7 protein-coding genes are annotated in these 19,295 nt (G+C 72.9%); 3 read left to right on the top strand and 4 right to left on the bottom strand.

Annotation, left to right across the window (positions count from 1 at the left end):
• Nucleotides 1-651: 651 nt before the first annotated feature.
• Both WME85_RS33135 and WME85_RS33130 read right to left on the bottom strand, forming a co-directional pair.
• Nucleotides 652-1,860: an FIST signal transduction protein gene (locus tag WME85_RS33135; RefSeq protein ID WP_437827104.1), complete on the bottom strand. Its 1,209-nt coding sequence runs from the start codon at nt 1,858-1,860 to the stop codon at nt 652-654.
• A 409-nt stretch (nt 1,861-2,269) separates the two neighbouring features.
• Nucleotides 2,270-7,891 (bottom strand): DNA repair ATPase, encoded by a 5,622-nt coding sequence (locus WME85_RS33130; protein WP_437827103.1) that lies wholly within the window; start codon nt 7,889-7,891, stop codon nt 2,270-2,272.
• A gap of 457 nt (nt 7,892-8,348) precedes the next feature.
• Between WME85_RS33130 and WME85_RS33125 the strand changes: the two genes are divergently transcribed.
• Together WME85_RS33125 and WME85_RS33120 are read left to right on the top strand one after the other, a co-directional pair.
• A complete protein-coding gene (locus WME85_RS33125; RefSeq protein WP_437827102.1) occupies nt 8,349-11,276 on the top strand; it encodes a DUF4215 domain-containing protein in 2,928 nt (975 codons plus the stop codon).
• Between the two features lie 139 nt (nt 11,277-11,415).
• Complete coding sequence (locus tag WME85_RS33120) at nt 11,416-12,279, top strand: N-acyl homoserine lactonase family protein (protein ID WP_437827101.1); 864 nt, start codon at nt 11,416-11,418, stop codon at nt 12,277-12,279.
• Between the two features lie 190 nt (nt 12,280-12,469).
• On the opposite strand, the gene WME85_RS33115 is transcribed toward WME85_RS33120, so the two are convergent.
• Nucleotides 12,470-16,090 carry a hypothetical protein gene (locus WME85_RS33115; RefSeq protein WP_437827100.1) on the bottom strand — a complete coding sequence of 1,207 codons (3,621 nt, stop codon included), beginning with the start codon at nt 16,088-16,090 and terminating at the stop codon, nt 12,470-12,472.
• A 618-nt stretch (nt 16,091-16,708) separates the two neighbouring features.
• Here WME85_RS33115 and WME85_RS33110 point away from each other — a divergent pair.
• The gene (locus WME85_RS33110; protein ID WP_437827099.1) at nt 16,709-18,100 is read left to right on the top strand and encodes a hypothetical protein; all 1,392 of its coding nucleotides are present in this window, start codon (nt 16,709-16,711) and stop codon (nt 18,098-18,100) included.
• 120 nt (nt 18,101-18,220) lie between these two features.
• On the opposite strand, the gene WME85_RS33105 is transcribed toward WME85_RS33110, so the two are convergent.
• Nucleotides 18,221-19,081 carry an SDR family oxidoreductase gene (locus WME85_RS33105; protein ID WP_437827098.1) on the bottom strand — a complete coding sequence of 287 codons (861 nt, stop codon included), beginning with the start codon at nt 19,079-19,081 and terminating at the stop codon, nt 18,221-18,223.
• Nucleotides 19,082-19,295 lie beyond the last annotated feature (214 nt).

Below are 19,295 nucleotides of genomic sequence, written 5' to 3'. Positions count from 1 at the left end.
CTTGCCTCCAGTCGACGTGCGCCGCTCGTGTGGCCTGCGCTGCAGGGCGCGGCTGTGGCGTGTTGTTGTCATCGCTCGGCTGCTTTGGCGTCTCACCGTGCGAGTTTCTGTGGGTGTGCTGGTGAGGTGATGGGCGCCATCGCCGGTTCCTCGAGGAGGGGCCTGCGGGTCTCGCCGGCTTCGAGACCAGCCTTTTGCGGAGCGGGTCTCCGGCCCGCCTTTCGCCTCCGTGGCATCGCGCTGGTCGAAGCTTGGATTTCCTGGTCGCCGGTTGGACGGCTAGAATCGCCGCCGGATGGCCAGGACAGGCAGGCGTGCTGATGGGGTTCGTCGCCGTGCGCGTCTCTGCGCCGCGCAGCTTGGTGGCAAGCCCGTTGCGGCTCGCACCCTGTTAGTACGCCCGTTGCAGCTCGCCCCCCTTCATCAAACCCGCTGCGTCTCGCACCCCTTTTGGCAAGGTGGTAGGCCCGAGGAGAGGGGGCTCGTCGCGCGGTGTGGGGGATGGGCCGATGTCTGAGCCCAATGGCCATCGCTCATCCGGCGAAGCCGGATGAGCGATGGCCATTGGGCGAGTTCGGCGGGGCCCCCACACCGCGCGACGAGCCCCCTCTCCTCGGGCCGGTCAGCTCGGCGCGACCCTGGAGCCGCAGCTCACCCGCTCGCCGGCCCCGTCCCCTGGTCCGACTCCCCCCACGCCACCATGACCGAGCTCGTGTTGTGGAACCCCTCGACGCTCCCCCCGAACTTCGCGATCTGCCCGTAACAGGCCATCCCGAACATCGGGTGCGGACCCCCGTGAGGCGACAGGAACGCGCGCACCTCCTCGCGGTACCGCTCGCCCAGCAGCCGGTACCGGGACGCACAGTCGAACACCAGCGACCCCGACACCGCCGGCAGCGGCCCGAGCACCTTCGTCGACAGGCTCTTCGCCGCCTGCAGCAGCGCGTCGGTCCCCGCGTTCACCACCCGGACGACCTGCCCCCGCGAGAGCCCCCCGGTCAGCACCACCGCCCCGTCCCCCCGGACCGCGATCGGCGACCTGATCTTCAGCGCCTCGCCGAACGGCGTCTTCGCGCCGAGCGCGTGCTTCGCCATCGTCTGGAGCAGCCCCTCGCCGCTCGACCTGAACCCGAGCCGCGAGAGCTCCTCCTCGTACACCCGCGCCGCCGGCTGCCCGTCGAGCGTCTTCAGCACGTTCCGCTCGATGTCGGTGATCGTGAAATCCCGCCCGCCCTCGGCCGCGCGGAACCCGTGCACCACGTCGATGTTCATCCGGTGCCGGTGCGTCAGCCGCACGAGGATCGCCGCGTCCGTCAGCGCCTTGCGGCCCAGGAACACCCGCGCACCCTCGAACGTCCACCCGTCGCCCGCCGTCCCGCCGAAGACGCGCGTGTGCGGCGGCACACCCTGGCGGAGCGCCGCGACAAGCTCGTCGCCGTCGCACGCGAACGCGTCCGCCAGCACCAGGATCGAGCTCGGCGACCCGCTGCGCGGCCCGCTGCTCGAGACCGCCTCGTCCATGTCGCTCAGCGCCGCCCGGATGCTCTTCACGTGATCCGCGCGCAGCTCGCGCGCCGCCGCGCACGCCACGTCGACGTTCGCGCCGCCGAGGAACGCGCACGTCACCCCGCTCTTGCTGAAGCCGCGCTCCGTGAACGACGCCCCGCCGGTCGTGGCCCCGACCACCGGGATGCCCGTCGCGTCCTCGATCGCGGCGAGGTACTCCTCGTGCTTCGTCCCGCTCGGCATGGCCACGATCGCGAGCCGCGCCGGCTCCTTCCACTCGGCGACCGTCCGCTCCACCTTCCGCCCGAGCAGCCACGCGTTCCCATCAAAGGGTCCGAGGGTCATCATCTTCATGCGCCGAAGCTCCTGCATACCCGGCGCCGGAGCGCGGGCTTCGAGTCCAGGCCATCGCTGACGATACGCGTCGCGGCATGGTGATAACACGCACGAGGTACGCGCCTCCACTCCTCATGCAGGCAACTGTCCCGTGCGTCTGCTCGCTCGCGTGCGCGTTCGTGTGCGGAACGAGCGGCGCGCGGGTGGCCAAGCTCGGGTGCTGTGATCGCGTGGAGCACCTCCGCTTCTGCGTGCGTCGCCGAGCCAGCAGGCGAGCGCACGCGAGCGCGTGGAGACGAGCGCACGCGAGCGCGGACAGGCGAGCAAGCGCGAGCGGAAGCAGCCGAGCGATCGCGTGCGCCGGACGCCGCATGCGTGTGGACGTTGCCAGCCTGACGCACGCGCGCCGCCACCCGGCGGCGCGCTGTCAGGCGCGGAGCAGCATCGGCTCCCGCTGCCGTACGAACCCCTCCACGAGCTCGCGCTGCTCGCCCGAGAGCCGCACGAAGCGCGCCCCGAACCCGGCCGGACCCTCGTCCTGCGCGTCGCGCGTCCATTCGACCACCGCCACCGCGTCGATCTCGCCGCCCTCCGCGAACGGGAGCTTGAGCGCGACCGTCGTCCCCCGCGCCGGCGGCTGCCGGAACGTCGGCACGAAGACGCCGCCGTGCTCGACCACGTCGGCCGCGGGCGCGGTCCGGTAAAAGTTCGCCGGCGACTCCACCCCGAGCCGCGCCTCGAAGCGCGGCGGCGGCGGCTGGCTCTGCGGGCGCGCCGCCGCGCGGACCCGCTCGTCGAGCGACCGGAGCGCCTGCCCGAGCTCCGAGACCTGCGCCTCGATCGCCCGGATGCCGAACGCGCTCTGCGTCGTCGCCTTCGCGAGCGGCGCCACGAGCCGCTCCACCAGCGACAGGTGGTGGCCCACGAACTCCGACACCGATCGATCGGTCTCGACCTTCACCTCCACCCGGGGCTGCGCCACCCCCTTGAGCGCCCCGGAGAGCCGCTCGATCTCCGGCGCGAGCCACTGCTTCATCTCCCGCGCCCGCGCGTCGCCCGCCTGCGCCACCGCGGCCGCCTTCCCGATCGCCCCGCGGATGCCCTCGAGCTGCTCGCCGAGCATCGAGAGCGTTCCGGTCACGCGCACCACCGGGTCGTCCTCCTTGCCGCCCATGCGCTTGATGCGCACGAAGCCCTTCTTGATCTCGTCCCACCGCGCCTGCTGCTCGGGCGTCATCCGGCCGCGCAGCTCGCCGAGCTTGAGCAGGTTCTGCTCGGCGCCGGTGGTCAGCGTCTGCGACTCGCTCACGTAGTGATCGTCGATGAGCCGGTCGACCTCCGCGGGCGTGTGCGCCGCGACGACCTTCTCGGCCAGCTTGTTCATGTTCCGGTAGCTGCCCTGCAGCTTGAACGGCGGCTCCGTCCGGAAGGCGTCGTCCTGCGACGCGCTGCGGATGTACTCGAGGTTCACCGAGAGCAGCACCCGCTGCACCTGGAAGAGCCGCTCGAACACGGCGACGATCTCCGCGACCTCCGCCGCGGAGTAGGCGTGCTCGAGCTCCGTCGCGGCCACCGCCTCGCCCTGCGCCATCCGGATGAGCCGGTGCGTGTCGCCCGGCGCGCGCCCCGAGAGCGGCGCGAGCGTCGGGTTCGACGTGAGCGCGTTCTCCAGGTAGCTCAGCGCGAAGAGCTCCTCCTTGCCGTCGAGGATGTCGCCGAGGTTGTACGTGTCGGCCCGGTTCGACAGCATGTCGGGGATCTGGAACCGCGCCCCCGACTCCGTGTACGGGTTGCCCGCCATCACCACGCAGAACTTCTTGCCGCGCAGGTCGTAGGTCCGCGTCCGGCCGCGCCACACGCCCTCGATCCGGCGCTGCCCGTCGCAGAGCGAGATGAACTTCTGCAGGAGCTCCGTGTTCGTGTGCTGGATGTCGTCGAGGTACAGCATCACGTTGTTGCCCATCTCGAACGCCAGGTTGATCTTCTCGACCTCCTGGCGCGCGGTCGCGTTCGGGGCCTCGGCCGGGTCGAGCGACGTCACCTGGTGGCCGAGCGACGGCCCGTTCACCTTCATGAACACGAGCCCGAGCTTGCTCGCGACGTACTCCATCAGCGTCGTCTTGCCGTAGCCCGGCGGCGAGATGAGCAGCAGCATGCCCATCAGGTCGGTGCGCTTCACGTCGCCCGCGGCGCCGAGCTGCTTCGCCAGGTTCGCGCCGACCAGCGGCAGGTACACCTCGTCGATCAGCCGGTTGCGCACGAACGACGTGAGCACCCGCGGCGCGAACTCCTCGAGCCGCAGCCGCCGCCGCTCGCGCTCCGCGATCTCGCTCCGCACCTTCCTGTAGGCGCGGTAGCGCGGCGCCCGCTCGTGCAGGAAGTCCTCGATCCTGCTCAGGAATTCGTCGAGACGGAGCGCGAGCGCGCGGTCCTTGATGCGCGGGTGCTGGCCGAGCAGCCCCTCGACGCGGGCCTCGGTCACCGCCCCGCTGGGCTCCCGCTCCAGCTGCCGCTCCGTCACGATGACGACCGCCGCCTCTAGCGCGAGGTGGCTCATGGGAGAGCGCGACGCGTCTTTCGCGACGAACCCCGTGAGCCACGCCAGCGCGAGCTGGAGCCGCTCGGCCGGGTGCTTCTCGAGCTGCCGGAGGTCCTCCTCGAACGCGGCGCGGCCCCCCGCCAGATCGAGGTGGGACAGCAGCGCGTCGCGCAGGGCGAGCGCCGCGTCGCTCGTCACGAACCGGAGGCGCTCGGCCGCGAGCTCCTCCACGAGGTACCGCGCCGCGACGCGCACGTCCGCCGCGCTGCTCACGTCCGCCGCGAGCCGGTGCGCCGCCGCCGTCGCCGCCACGCCCTCCGCGAGCTCGGCCGCGAGCGCCGCCCGCGCCTCGCTCTCGCCGAGCTGCGCCGCCAGCCGGCCCAGGCTCCGCGCCCGCCGGTGCGCGAGATCCCGGGCGCGCGGCTCGAGCCCCGCCCAGTACAGGCAGGCGAGGGCCCGCGGCCCGCTCGCGAAGCGGAGCAGCCCCGCCGTGACCCGCAGCGCGAGCAGCTTCTCCAGGATGAGCGCGGCGTCCGCGTCGTGGACGCCGCGCTCGTACCCCTCGTCGTGCCGGCCCTCCGCGTACGCACGCACCGCGGCGAGCAGCCCGCCCGGGCCGAGCGCCGCCTCGCGCAGCCTGTCGATCGAGAGGCCTCCCCGCCCCGCCTCGGCGTCCGCGAGCATCGAGCCCGCGAGGAACTCGCCCCGGTACACGGCCGGCGTCTCGCTCGCGAGCTCCTGGCCCCAGAGGTCGCGCGCGCTCGCGAGCGCCGGGTCCTCGATCGGCTCGAAGAAGTCGGTCCCGGTGAGGTGCAGCGCGAGCCCCTCGCCGCGCGGGACCAGCGTGAGCTCCAGCGGCTGCGTGCTCACGTTGAAGCGGTGGCGGCCGAGCTTGATGACGTCGCCGCCGCCCTCGAACAGGTCCTCGCGGTCGCGCAGCGCCCGGAGCGCGTCCTGCCGCGCCGACTTGAGCCGCGCCTCGACCTCGTCCCCCTTCACGCTGTCGCCGAGCGCGTGGAGCTCCGCCGCGAGGTCGCGGAGCTTGGCGACCATGGGGTCGGACGCGAAGTAGGTGTTGAGCTCGTCCGCGCCCGCGAACGAGCGCGCCCGCCGCGCCACGCCCTGGACGATCCGGTCCGCCGCGGCGACGAGGTTCGAGACGCGCCGCTGCCGCTCGTCGAGCAGCGCCTGCCGCCGCGCCGCGATCGCGTCGTTGACCTCCTCGCGCTTCGCCGCGAGCTCGCCGAGGAACTCGTCGAACTCGCCGAACTTGCCCTCGAGCTCCTCGAGCTGGACGAGGAGCTTCGAGAGCTCGCGATCGCAGCGCTCGGGCGAGTCGCAGACGGCGAGCGCGCTCGAGACGCTCTGGCCGAACACCTTGAACTGCGCGCCGAACTCCGCGCGCCCCTCGGCGCCCCGGAGGTCCTTGCCGCGGGCGGTGAGGGTCGCGCGCGCGCGGTTGAGCTGCGCGTAGACCTCGCTGATCCCCTCCAGGATCCGGGTCCGCGCCGTGGGGTCGTCGACCTTGAGGCTCGCGACGATGTCGGCGAGCACCGAGAGCCCCTCGTTCACGGCGTCGAGGTCGGCGGCGAACGGCGCGAGCTCGGGCGACTTCGCGACCGCCTCGATCTTCGCGATGAGCCCCGCGAGCCGGTCGGCCAGGGGGCGGAACGCCTGCTCGCCCAGCAGGAACGTCACGCACGCGCGGCTCACCTCGTCAGCCCGCGCGACGACCTCGGCCTCGAGCGCGTCGACGCGGCCGAGGTCCATGTACTTGAGCTCGCGGAGCGTGATGAGGTGCCCGCGCTGCCGCCGCAGGGCGGTCAGCGCCGTCAGGAAGGCGTCGACGCTCGCCGCGTCCTCCGGCCGCACCCCGCCGAGCAGCTGCCGCTGCGCGGCCTCGGTCTCGGCGAGCGCGCTCGCCGCGCGCGCCTTGATGGCCTCGACCTTCTCGAACTCGTCGACGATGCTCTCGGAGACGGCCCGGAGCTCGGTCACCGTCGACAGGAGGTCGCCCGCCTCGGCGTGGCCGAGCCAGTAGAAGGCGTCGGTCATCCGCCCGGCGGTCCGGATGAGGTCCTCGAAGGTCTGGCGGGTCGGCGACCCGTCCATCGCCGCGCGCCGCAGGCTGAGCGCGTCGGAGATGCCGCGCACGAGGTCGGCGTTGCCCACCTTCGCGAGGTACGAGCCGTCGGTCGGCGCCGACGCCGCGAACTCCGCGGTCATGAACGGCGTCTGCCAGATCTGCATCGGGTGGACGCGGGTCGCCTCGTCGCCCGACGCCCGGAAGATCACCATCTTGCCGTCGTCGAAGAGGCTGTACCCGTGGCACTGGATCGGGGTCGCGATCTCCTTGCGGATCAGGTTGTACGGGAAGAGCACGTAGCGCCCCTCCACGACCTGGTGGAACACGTAGAGCACGTCCTCCCCGTTGGGCGAGCGGATGACCCGCTCGAAGACGAGGCTCTCGGTGCTGCCCTCGAACCGCTTCGTCTCGCCGGTGACGAGGTAGTAGCCGTTCGGGAAGACGATGCCCTGGTCCTCGGGGAGGCTCAGGCAGGCGAGGCCGATCGCGTCGATGCGCACGACCTTGCGGGTGCGGCTGTTGTAGACGAGGTAGCGGTACGACGGCTCCCGGAACGGCTTGATCTTGAGCAGGATGAGCGGCCCGAGGCGGGCGTACTGGATGTCGGCGTCGTCGAGCGCCTGGCCCGCGTCGTCGACCGGCTCGCGGTAGATGCCGAGCCCCGTCGCCGTGTTGTTCTCGACCTTGACGGTGAGGTCGCCGCCGACCGTCTCGACGAAGATCTCGCCGAGGATCGAGACGTGCGGGTGCTTGCCCTGCACGTGGTCGTCGCGCGTGGACTGCGTCCAGGCGAAGTCGTGGTGGCGCGGCCGGACGTTGTCCTCCTCGCCGCGCGCGTCGAGGTACCGGATGCGCCCTGTCGCGTCGATGCTCCAGCGGAACACCTTCGTGTCGCGCTCGGTCGCGCCGACCTGGAAGATGGCGAGCAGCCGCGTGTCGCTGCGCCGGAGCTGGAGCAGCCGGGGCTCCTTGACGTAGCGGTGGAGGTCCTTGAACTCCTTGACGAACCCGGGGTCGCCGAGGAATGCGTCGCCCTCGTCGAGCGGGACGGGGGACAGGTCGAAGGCGCCGTCCGCCTTGGCGAAGCGGTGGAGGCTGAAGACGTCGCCGACGTTCACCTCCTTCAGCCCCATGAACACGAGGTAGCCGACGAGCAGCTTGCCCCGGATGCTCACGATGTCGCGGGGCAGGCAGTTGTTCTCGGTCCTGACGCGCGCGTTCTCGAGGAGCGCGAGGTCGGTGCCGCCGAACACCTGCTTCCGCCGCGCGTTGAGCGCCTCGGCGCGGCGGCCGAGCTCCTCGGCGCGCTCGACGAGCCGCCGGCGGATGACCTCGTAATTGCCGCCGTCCAGCGTCTCCGCCGGCTTCGGGGGCGGCGCCCCCGCCGTCCGGGCCGCTCCATCCAGGGCCCCTGTCGACACCATGCCTGCTCCGTGTGGTCCGCGTGGTCCGCGTGGTCAGCTCAACGCCGCCCCCGCGCCGAACCAGCGCGGGCCCGGCTTCCCCGCGGCCAGGGTACAGCCGTTCCGCCAGGGCCGGGGGACGAGATGGCGCGGGCGGACGAGATGTAAACCGATGTCAAGGCCGCGCGCCGCCCGCCCGCTGGCGAGCGCGCTGGCCAGCGCACCGCGCGGATCCCGTGGCCGCTCGGCGAGCGGGGCGTCGCAAACCGGCCACGGCGTGAAATCCGCTTGCAACATCGCGGTGTTTGCGTTGCGATCACCCCGGGGACGGCGCTTACCTACACGCGACCGTGCGCGGGAGCCCTGTGCGACGCGCGCCCACGCCATCCCCGGAGGCGCATCTCGTCGGCCGAGGCGCTCCGCGGCATTCCTTGGACAACGTGACGCTCTTCTGAAGCGGGTTGGGATGGTGGCATCAATGCGCTTGGCAAAGACTCTTTCTTCCGTGCTGCTCGTCCTGCTCGCCGGTCCGCTCGTCGCCTGCGGCGGCGACGACGGCGGCGATGGCGGCGACGACGGCGCGGGCGGCGGCGTGGGCGGGTCGGGGGGCGCGGGCGGCGCCACGGGCTCCGGCGGCGACGACAGCTCCGGCGGCCTCGGCGGGTTCATCGCGGTCGGGCCCTCGTCGGGGAGCGGCGGGGGCGATCCGTGCGACTCGCCGGATCCTCCGCCGGAGTGCGACGCCGTCGAGCCGGCGTGCGGCGACGGCGAGATGAACCGCGAGGGCGAGGAGTGCGACGACGGGAACAGCCTCCCCGGCGATTGCTGTTCCGGCGCCTGCAAGATCGAGCCGTACTGCGCCTGCGATCCGGAAGACGGGTGCCACACGACGATCGCCTGCGGCAATAGCGTCGTGGAGCCCGGCGAGACGTGCGAGGACGGCAACACGGCCTCGGGCGACGGCTGCGACGACCGCTGCCAGCGCGAGCCGGGCGACTGGTTCTGCCCGGCGCCGGGCGAGCCCTGTCGGCGGCTCCACACGTGCGGCGACGCGCGGGTCTCGGCCGGCGAGGGCTGCGACGACGGCAACACGACCTCCGGCGACGGGTGCTCTGACGTGTGCGCCCTCGAGGACCCCGGCAACATCACCTGCCCTGTCCCGGGGCAGCCGTGCCGGCCGGTCGAGCGCTGCGGCGACGGCAAGCTGCGGCCGAGCGAGCGGTGCGACGACGGGAACACGGAGTCGGGCGACGGCTGCTCGCCGGCCTGCCTCGTCGAGGCGGGCTGGGTGTGCCCGGACGGCATCCACTGCACGTTCACGGTCGTCTGCGGCGACGGCCAGATCGGCGTCGGCGAGGGGTGCGACGACCGCAACAGGGTCTCCGGCGACGGCTGCTCCGCCACCTGCGCGGTCGAGGCCGGGTTCGACTGCGCGCGTGCGGGGAGCCGCTGCACGGCGGTCTGCGGCGACGGGAGGGTCGTCGCCAGGGAGGACTGCGACGACGGCGGCACGGAGGACGGCGACGGGTGCAGCGCCGAGTGCCGGTGGGAGCCGGGCCTCGTGTGCGAGCCCGCGGCCGGCGGCTACATCTGCCGCGACACGGTCTGCAACGACGGCGAGCGGGAGGGCTCCGAGCCGTGCGACGACGGCAACGCGAACCTGGGCGACGGCTGCACGCCGTTCTGCCAGGTCGAGCCGGACTGCGGCGACACGGGCTGCACCTCCGCCTGCGGCGACGGCCTGCGCCTCGGCGGCGAGGCCTGCGACGACGGCAACACGACGGACGGGGACGGCTGCTCGTCCGCGTGCGCGGTCGAGCCGGGCTACAGCTGCACGAACGACGCGGTCCTCGGCGACGAGCTCCAGGTGCCGATCGTGCTCCGCGACTTCAAGGAGAACGCGCCGAACTTCGAGCCTGACCGCAACCCCCCGAACGTCCTCCTGCGGGGGCTCGTGCAGGCGACGCTCGGCGCCGACGGCAAGCCGCGGCTCGCCGCGTCCCCGCCGGCGGACGCCTTCCTCACGAACGCGACGGATTTCGACCGCTGGTACAACGACTCGACCCTGTCGAAGACGGTCGTGGACCTGCTCACGCTCACGCGCGCCGGGGCCACGGACGTGTTCGTGTTCGAGGATCACGGGTTCTTCCCGCTCGACGGCAAGGGGTGGCAGGACCCGTCGGTGCCGGCGGCGCAGCGCGAGGCGAGCCGCCTGGCGCTCGATCCGTGGAACGACTGGGCCGAGGCGGGCAACCACAACTTCTACTTCACGAGCGAGGTCCGCTACTGGTTCGAGTACCACGGCGGCGAGCGGCTCGACTTCTACGGCGACGACGACGTCTGGGTGTTCATCAACAACCGGCTCCGCATCGATCTCGGCGGCATCCACACCCCGATGGGGACCGGCGAGGTCGCCGGCGTGGAGGACGATCGCGGGACCGTGCTCATGGATGATCTCGGGCTCACGGAGGGGCGCGTCTACGAGGTCGTCGTGTTCCAGGCGGAGCGCCACACCACGGCGTCCAGCTACAAGCTGACGCTCGGCGGCTTCAACGCGGCCCCGTCCGTCTGCGAGCCCGTGTGCGGCGACGGCATCGTCACGCCCGACGAGCAGTGCGACGACGGGGAAGAGAACGGCCCGGGCTACGGGAACTGCTCGACGAGCTGCACGCTCGGGCTCTACTGCGGCGACAGCATCCGGACCAACCCGTACGAGATCTGCGACGACGGCACCAACCTCGGCGGCTACGGCTCCGACGCCTGCGCGCCGGGCTGCGTGGCGGCTCCTCGCTGCGGCGACGAGAACATCGACAGCCAGTTCGGCGAGGAGTGCGACGACGGGGTGAACGACGGCCGCTACGGCGGGTGCTCGCCGGAGTGCCTGATCGGGCCGCGGTGCGGCGACGCGGTGGTCCAGGCGCCGAGCGAGACGTGCGACGACGGGGTGAACGACGGCCGCTACGGCGGGTGCACCCCGGAGTGCGAGAGCGCCGCGCAGTGCGGCGACGGGGTCGTCCAGGAGGAGTGGGGCGAGGAGTGCGACGACCGCGTGAACGACGGCAGCATGGGCTGCCTCGGCTGCCGGATCGGCGCCGTCTGCGGCGACGGGAGCGTGCAGCGTGAGCTCGGCGAGGAGTGCGACGACGGCGTGAACGACGGCGGCTACGGCGAGTGCGCGCCCGGCTGCGTGATCGGCCCGCGCTGCGGCGACGGGGTGACCCAGACGCCGCCCGAGCAGTGCGACGACCGCGTGAACGACGGCGGCTACGGCGAGTGCGCGCCCGGCTGCGTGTTCGGCCCGCACTGCGGCGACGGCGTGCGGCAGGCGCCGTACGAGGAGTGCGACGACGGCAACACGTCGAGCGGCGACGACTGCAGCGCCACGTGCCACAACGAGGTCAACTGACCCCGGTCGATCCGTGAAGGCGTGAAGAGCGCGCGGCGGCCCGCCCGGGCCGCCGCGCAGCTCACCGATTTTTCCAGAAGATCCGCCGCGCCATCGACGCTCGGGGCGCCGCTCGCGCGGCGGCGAGAGAGGAGATGGAATGTCCCTTCAACGATGGTGGGCAGCGCTGTCGCTCGCGTTGCTCGTGCTCCTGCCCGCGTGCGCCGGCAGCGCGCCCGCGCCGCAGCCAGCGCCGGAGGCCCCCAAGGAGGTCCGCCTGTACGCGCTCGACTGCGGCCGCGCCGAGATCCCGGACATGGCGGCCTTCGGGGACGAGGGGGGCCCGAGGGAGCTGGTCGCGGCGTGCTATGTCATCCGGCACCCGGGCGGCACCCTGCTGTGGGACACCGGGATCAGCGACGTGAACGCCCGGACCAAGGGCGGTGTCGTGCATGCTCGCACGGGGATACGGTTCCGCGTCGACACGCCGCTGCGCGAGCAGCTGCGCGCGCTGCAGCTCGAGCCCGCCGACGTGCAGTACGTGGCCTTCTCGCACCTCCACGTCGATCACGCGGGCAACGCCAACCTGTTCCCCGCGTCGACGTGGATCCTGAGCCGGCGCGAGCTCGAGTGGGCGACCGCGACGCCGGCGCCGCCGACCGTCGAGCCGGAGCTCATCTCGGCCTACCGCACCGCGAAGCTCCGGCTCCTCGACGGCGAGGCGGACGTCTTCGGCGACGGCGCGGTGCGCATCGTGCCGTCGCCAGGGCACACGCCGGGGCACCAGAGCCTCATCGTCCGCCTGCGGCGCGCGGGGACGATCGTCATCTCGGGGGACCTCTGCCACACCCACGGGAACTGCGCGAACCACCGCGTGCCCCCCTTCAACACCGATCGCGAGGAGTCCATCCGCTCGATGGAGCGCATCCTCGCGCTGGCGAACGCCACCCACGCCCGCTTCGTGGTGCAGCACGAGCCCGACGCGCTCGCGGCGTTCCCCAGGTTCCCCGCCTTCCTCGATTGACCCGACCGCCGCGCGCTCCGGCGGGTGGTGCTGTCATTTGCCCAGAGAGGGTTCACATGAAGGCGGTAAGGCGGGAAGATCATTGAGATTTTCTTCCCGCCTTACCGCCTTCATGTTCAAATGACAGCACTACCCTCCGGCGCCCGGCGAGCCCGCGCACCCCGCGCGAGCTCGCCGCGCCCGCGGCCGCTCAGAACACGTTGCCGGTGGCGCCCGCCGCGCCCGCGTTGCCGCTCGAGGTGCCGCCCGCGCCGCCGACGCCGTGCGTGACGACGTTGCCCGTGGTCGAGATCGTGGTGCTGACCCGGTAGACGCCGTACGAGACGCCGCCCGCGCCGCCGCCGCCGTGCCCGCCGCGGCCGCCGGTCCCGCCGCGGCCGCCGGTCCCGCCGGCGCCCACCTCGCTGGTGCACACGGTGCCGCCGTTGCCGCCAGTGCCGCCGTTGCCGCCGTTGCCGCCGTTGCCGCCGCGCCCGCCGGCGCCGCCGTCGCCGCCGGCGACCTGGCTGGCGACGAGCTGGAAGCCCGTCGAGTTCACGAGGAACAGGCCGAACGAGCCGCCCCCCGCGCTGCCCCCGACGCCGCCGTTGCCGCCGCAGCCGCCAGCGCCGCCGCCGCCGCCGCCGTTGCCGGCGCCGTCGTTCGCGACGAAGCCGCCCTGCCCGCCGCCGCCGCCGCCGCCGCCGGCCCCGTTCCCGGGGAGGCCCGTGACGCCGGCGTTCCCCGATCTGCCCTGCCAGACGTTGCCGCTGACCGTCCCGCCGGTGCCGCCGGTCCCGTTCAGCCCGGCCGTCCCGCTGGCGCCGTTCTGGCCGTTGGTGCCCGGCTGCCCCGCGGAGTCGCTCCCGGGTGAGCCCCCGACGCCGCCAGGCGTCCCGCCGGTGCCGACGGACCCGCCGCTGCCCGCCCTCTCCCCCTCGGGGCCGCCGTTGCCGCCGTTGCCGCCGGTGCGCCCGCACGTCGACGTGCCGCCCGCGCCGCCGATGCGCGTGCCGGCGCCGTCGCAGCTGCCCGCCCCGCCGGTCGCGCCGCTGCCGCCCGCCGCCCCGGTCGCGCCGTTGCCGCCCGCCGCGCCCGGCCCCGCCGCGCCGGCCTCCAGCCGGCTGTTCCGCAGCGTCACCCCCGTGCAGCTCACGCAGCGCATCGCGTAGTTCGACGCGCCGGCCAGCGTCGCGTCCGAGGTCTGGATCGTCAGCCGGTCGAGCGTCGTGGGCGTGTTGATGTTCTGGCCCTCGACCGCCGCGACGTAGCCGCCGGTCGTGCTCCCCGAGCGGATGACGGCGGACGAGGCGGCCGACCGCGTCCAGCCGGCCGCCGCGTTGTAGCCGCCGTAGAGCGACACGCCGCTCGAGAGGCTGACGCGGCCGACGTACGTCCCCTGCGAGATGTAGACCTGCGTCTTGCCGGTCAGCACCGCCTCGTTGATGCCGCCCACGACCGTGGCCTTCGGCGCGCGCTGCGTGCCCGGGTTGGCGTCGCTCCCGGTCACCGCCACGAAGATCGCGAGGCGCGCGTCGCCGTCGATCCCGTCGCAGTTCGCGTCGACGAAGCCGTCGTCGGGCCGGTCCTCGTCGCTCACGAACGTGCACGCGTACTCGCAGCCGTTCGCGAGCGACCCGTCGAGGTCGTAGAAGCCCGGCAGGCAGCCGCCGAACGTGCACGCCCCGGCGCCGCACCCGACCGCCGCGTGCGGCATCGCCGCGGCGCAGTCCGCGCCGCAGGCGCCGCAGTTGGCCGGATCCGACGCGGTGTTGACCTCGCACCCGTCGGCCTCGTCGCCGTTGCAGCTCGCGAACCCCGCGTTGCAGGCGACGAGGTCGCAGGTCCCGGAGACGCACGCCTCGGAGGCGTTGGCGAGGTCGCACGCCGCGCCGCAGGCGCCGCAGTTCGCGACGCTGGTGCGCGTGTCGACCTCGCACCCGTTCGCCGGGGCGCCGTCGCAGTTCGCGAAGCCGGCCTCGCAGCCGGTGAGCACGCAGGTGCCGGCGAGGCACGTCTCGGACGCGTTCGCGAGGGCGCACGCGAGGTTGCAGCCGCCGCAGTTCGCCGGATCGCTCGCGGTGTTGACCTCGCAGCCGTCGAGCGCGCTCGCGTTGCAGTTCGCGAACCCCGGGTCGCACGCGCCCATCACGCACGTCCCGCCGAGGCACGACTCCGCGGCGTTCGCGGCGGCGCACAGCGCGCCGCAGGCGCCGCAGTTCGCCACGCTCGTGCCCGTGTTGACCTCGCAGCCGTTCGCCGCCTCGCCGTCGCAGTTCGCGTACCCGGCGGCGCAGGCGCCGAGCACGCAGGCGCCGCCGACGCACGACTCGGAGGCGTTCGCGAGGGCGCACGTCGCGCCGCAGGCGCCGCAGTTGGCGAGGCTCGTGCCCGTGTCGACCTCGCAGCCGTTCGCCGCCTCGCCGTCGCAGTTGGCGTGGCCGGCCTCGCAGGCGCCGAGCACGCAGGTGCCGCCGAGGCACGACTCGGCGGCGTTCGGGAGCGCGCACGCGATGTTGCAGCCGCCGCAGTTGGCGAGGCTCGTGCCCGTGTTGACCTCGCAGCCGTTCGCCGCCTCGCCGTCGCAGTTGGCGTGGCCGGCGTCGCAGGCGCCCATGACACAGGTGCCCGCGAGGCAGGCCTCGGCCGCGCCCGGGTAGCTGCACGCGGCCCCGCAGGCGCCGCAGTGGGCGAGGCTCGCCCCGAGGTTCGCCTCGCAGCCGTTCGTCAGGTCGCCGTCGCAGTCGGCATAGCCGGCGTCGCACGCCCCGAACTCGCACTCGCCCGCCGCGCACGTCTCGCTCGCGTGGGCGAAGTCGCAGGCGACGTTGCAGCCGCCGCAGTGGGCCGCGCTGGTCAGGAGGTCGGTCTCGCAGCCGGTCAGCGGGTCGAGGTCGCAGTCGGCGTGGTCCGGCGCGCAGCCGATGATGTTGCAGTTGCCCCCGTTGCAGAACGACTCGGTGTGCTCCTTGAGACAGCTCGTCCCGCAGGCGCCGCACGCCTCCACGTCGGTCAGCAGGTTGGTCTCGCAGCCGTTCGTGGCGTTCCCGTCGCAGTCGGCGTGGGGGGTGGTGCACGACGAGACCGTGCAGATCCCGTCGATGCAGCCGGTGGTCCCGTTCGGCGAGACGCAGAGCTGGCTGCACGCGCCGCAGTGGGCGGCGCTGGTCAGGAGGTCGGTCTCACAGCCGTTGTCCGGCTCGTCGTCGCAGGCCCCGGTCCCCACGGGACAGCTGTTCGAGCGGCCGATGACGGGCACCACGACGTCGGGCGCGTGGGCGTCGCCGACGTCGGCCTCCACGGTCACCCGATCGGCGGGCAGCGGCCCCGCGGCGCCATCGGAGGTGAACGTCACCTCGAAGTAGAGCGCGCCGCCCGGCTCGCTCTGGGCGGGCAGCGGCGCGACGGCGCGCGTCCACGCGCCCGGGCTCGATGGATCCGGCTCGTAGCGCACCGCCTCGACGGCGAAATCGGCGCTGGCGATGCTCGCCTCGGTGAACGTGACCTCCTCCGCGGTCTGGTTCTCGACGCGGAACAGGCGTGTCCGCTGCCTGCCCGGGGGCACCGACTCGAAGTCGAGGACCTCGGGGCTCGCGCACGCGTCCGTCGGCCCTCCGTCGTTGAGCACGCAGAGCTCGAGCTTCCCGCTCGGCGCGCCCCCGGCGCCGCCGCTGCCGCCCGTGCCGCCGCTGCCACCCGCGCCGCCGCTGCCGCCGCTGCCGCCCGCGCCGCCGGCCCCGGACGACGCCACGGTCGTGACCTCCGAGCCACCCGCGCAGCCGATCGCGGCGAGCGAGGCGAGCAAGGCAAGCAGGGGGACCAGGGGCGCCATCCGGCGGGCGGTCAGCGAGGCAAATTCGAATCGCGGACGCAGAAAATTCCTGTTGCGCGCCATAAGACGAGTGGACCCGATGCGCCCTGGCGTGTCCACAGCTCTCGCGCGCGTCGGACGCTTGAATGCGCCCGCGCACGGCGCCTCGTCTCCTCTCGAGATGCAGCGCGCCGAGAGCGCACCTCGCGGCGCGCTGCGCAGCGTCACGCTGGCGGGCGCGAGCCGCCGTGACGCGCGCGCGGCGCTCTTCAGACCTCGGCGACCTCGGCCGCTCGCGCCCGTCCGCGGCCACCAGCGTGACGCCGCCGGGGCCATGATTCTGTCCTGGAGCTACGGACGTCTCTCAGGTGGTGCTGTCATTTGCCCAGAGAGGGTTCACATGAAGGCGGTAAGGCGGGAAGATCATTGAGATTTTCTTCCCGCCTTACCGCCTTCATGTTCAAATGACAGCACTACCGTCTCTCAGGGGCTCTCTCCGCCCTCGAGAGGCTGCATTGAATGGTGAGCTGTCCCACGATTCGAGGTGGACTCGCCGATGGATCCGGCGATCCGCCTCGCGATGACACATGGATGGCCGCGACGGAGCGCCTGCGGCGGGCGCGGTAGACGAGGAGATCCATGCGTCATTCGACATCTGGCGTGCTCATGCTGCTGGCGCTCGCGCCGGCGCTCTTCCTGGGCTGTTCAGGCGAGGAGGAGCCGGGCTCGACGGCGGCGTCACCGACGTTCCATCGCGACGTCGAGCCGCTGTTGCAGGAGCACTGCACGGGCTGCCACTCTCCCGGGAACATCGCCCCGTTCAGCCTGACGACCTACGAGGCGGCGCGCACGGTGGCCAGCCTGCTCGCGCTCACGACGCGGCAGGGCACGATGCCTCCGTGGGGCGCGCTCGATACCGACGCGTGCCAGCCGCCTCATGGCTGGAAGGACGACCTCCGGCTCACCGAGGAAGAGATAGCCACCTTCGAGGCGTGGGCCGCCGCGGGCAGCCCGGAGGGGGATCCCGCGCAAGCGCCGTCGCCGTTCGTCCCCGGGACCGGCGGGCTCGCCGGTGCCGAGCTGGAGGTCGCGCCGGTGGAGCCGTTCGTCGCGAGCGGCGAGGCCGACAAGTTCCGGTGCTTCGTGATGGACCCCGGGCTGACGGAGATGCGTTACATGAACGGCGCGTACGTCATCCCGGGCAACCGCAAGGTCGTGCACCACGCGCTCGTCTTCCTCGACGAGGAGGGCGAGTCCGCGGCGCTCGCCGACGAGCACGGCGGATACGATTGCTTCGGCGGCCCCGGGTTCTCGGGCCAGCTCCTCGCCGCCTGGGCGCCCGGGGGCGTGCCGCTGGAGCTCGAGCCGAACATCGGCGCGGCGGTGCCCGCTGGCTCGCGGCTGGTCATGCAGGTGCATTACCACCCGGCGGGGGCGACCGCCGAGCCCGACACGACGCGCGTCCAGCTCCGCTTCACGCAGGGCGTTCCGGAGTACCTCATGGGGGTCGCGCTGATCGGCAACTTCGAGTCGCCCCTGGCCGAGGGGGGCGGGCTCCTGCCCGGACCGGACGACGCGGAGGGCGCCGAGTTCCTGATCCCCGCGGGCGCGAAGGATCACGTCGAGACGATGCAGTTCCGGATGCCGGCGCCGGCGTCGTCCTCGGAAGTCCGGGTCTACGGCGCCGCGACGCACATGCATTATGTCGGCAAGGACATGAAGGTTGCGCTCGCGCGCGAGGCGCCCGCCGCCGGTGAACCTGCGGAGCTGTGCCTCGTGCACACGCCGAGGTGGGATTTCTCGTGGCAGCGCGGTTACTACTACGACGCACCCGTCGAGGAGCTCCCGCGGCTCCGGGGCGGCGATCTGCTCACGATGCGTTGCGCATACGACAACTCCACGAGCAACCCCTTCCTCGTGAAGGCGCTCAAGGAGCGGCGCCTCCCGGCGCCGGTGGACGTGCACCTCGGCGAGGAGACGCTCGACGAGATGTGCCTCGTGGCCCTGACCTACGTGCGCAAGAACCAGTAGCGAGATCCAGGATACAGGCAGGTGCCGCGATCGTGCGCCCCTCGCGACACCGCGCTGTCGCTCGGCTGCCCCATCGCTGCCGCGCGCAGGCCGCTGCGCGCGGAGGCCGCCGCGTCCGGCTCACGCGACCAGCTGCTCGCTCAGCTTCCACAGCCCTCTCGCGAGCGCGTCGTCCTGCGCCAGCTTCGAGACGGGAGCGACCTTGAGGTCATGGAAAAACTCGCCGTTGAACGTCGCGGACTCGGGGCTCGTCGCGAGCCACACGAGGGTCTCCGCCCCCTTCGCCGGGGAGCGCCCGAGCAGCCTGCCGGCGTGCTCGACGAGCCACGTCGTCACGGGGCCGCGATTGTCGACGAAGCCGCGGCCGAAGCCCGTGTGCACGAACCCGGGATGATAGCAGTTCGCGGTGGCGCCCGACCCGGCGAGGCGGCGGGCGAGCTCGCGCGTGAACAGGATGTTCGCGAGCTTCGAGTCGCCGTACGCGCGCATGCCCGCGCGCCCGTCGCGCTTCGCGATCGTGGCGAGTTCCATCTTCCCCATCCGATGCGCGCCGCTCGAGGTGCTGACCACCCGCGCGCCCGGCGTCTTCTGCAGGAGGTCCAGGAGCCGCGTCGTCAGCAGGAAATAAGCGACGTGGTTCAGCGCGAACGTCATCTCGATGCCGTCGGCGCTCAGCCTGCACTCTTTGAAGTAGGCACCCGCGTTGTTCACGAGCACGTCCAGCCGGTCGTGCTTCGCGCGGAACGCATCGGCGACCGCGCGGACGTCGGCGAGCCTCGACAGGTCGCCGAGCAGGAGCTCGATCCGGTCGTTGCCGCTCGCCGCCGCGAGCTCGGAGACGACGCGCTCGCTCTTCTCCTTGCTCCGCCCGACGAGCACGAGCGTCGCGCCCCGCCTCGCGAACTCCAGCGCTGCCGCCTTGCCGATGCCCTCCGTCGCGCCGGTCACCAGAAAGACCTTACCCTCGAGATCCTTCGCCATCGCCTCTGCTCCTCCTCCACCTTCGCCCGACGCGCCGGCCGCGCGATCGCGTGAGGCCCGCGGAGCGCAATGCATCACTTCGCCCCCAGAGAGTCAATCCTCGCCGCGCGGGGCAGGCCCGCTCCGCCTCGCGCGCCGGCCAGCGCGCCAGCGAGGCCTCCGGGGCCATGTACGGAGATTGGCGTTGTTCCAGAAGCCGCGTTCGCCGTCGCTG

It is taken from the genome of Sorangium sp. So ce1153 (assembly GCF_051521595.1).
Classification (GTDB): domain Bacteria; phylum Myxococcota_A; class Polyangia; order Polyangiales; family Polyangiaceae; genus Sorangium.
Note: the sequence above shows the minus strand (reverse complement) of the source record. Positions and strands in the feature narration are given on the sequence as shown.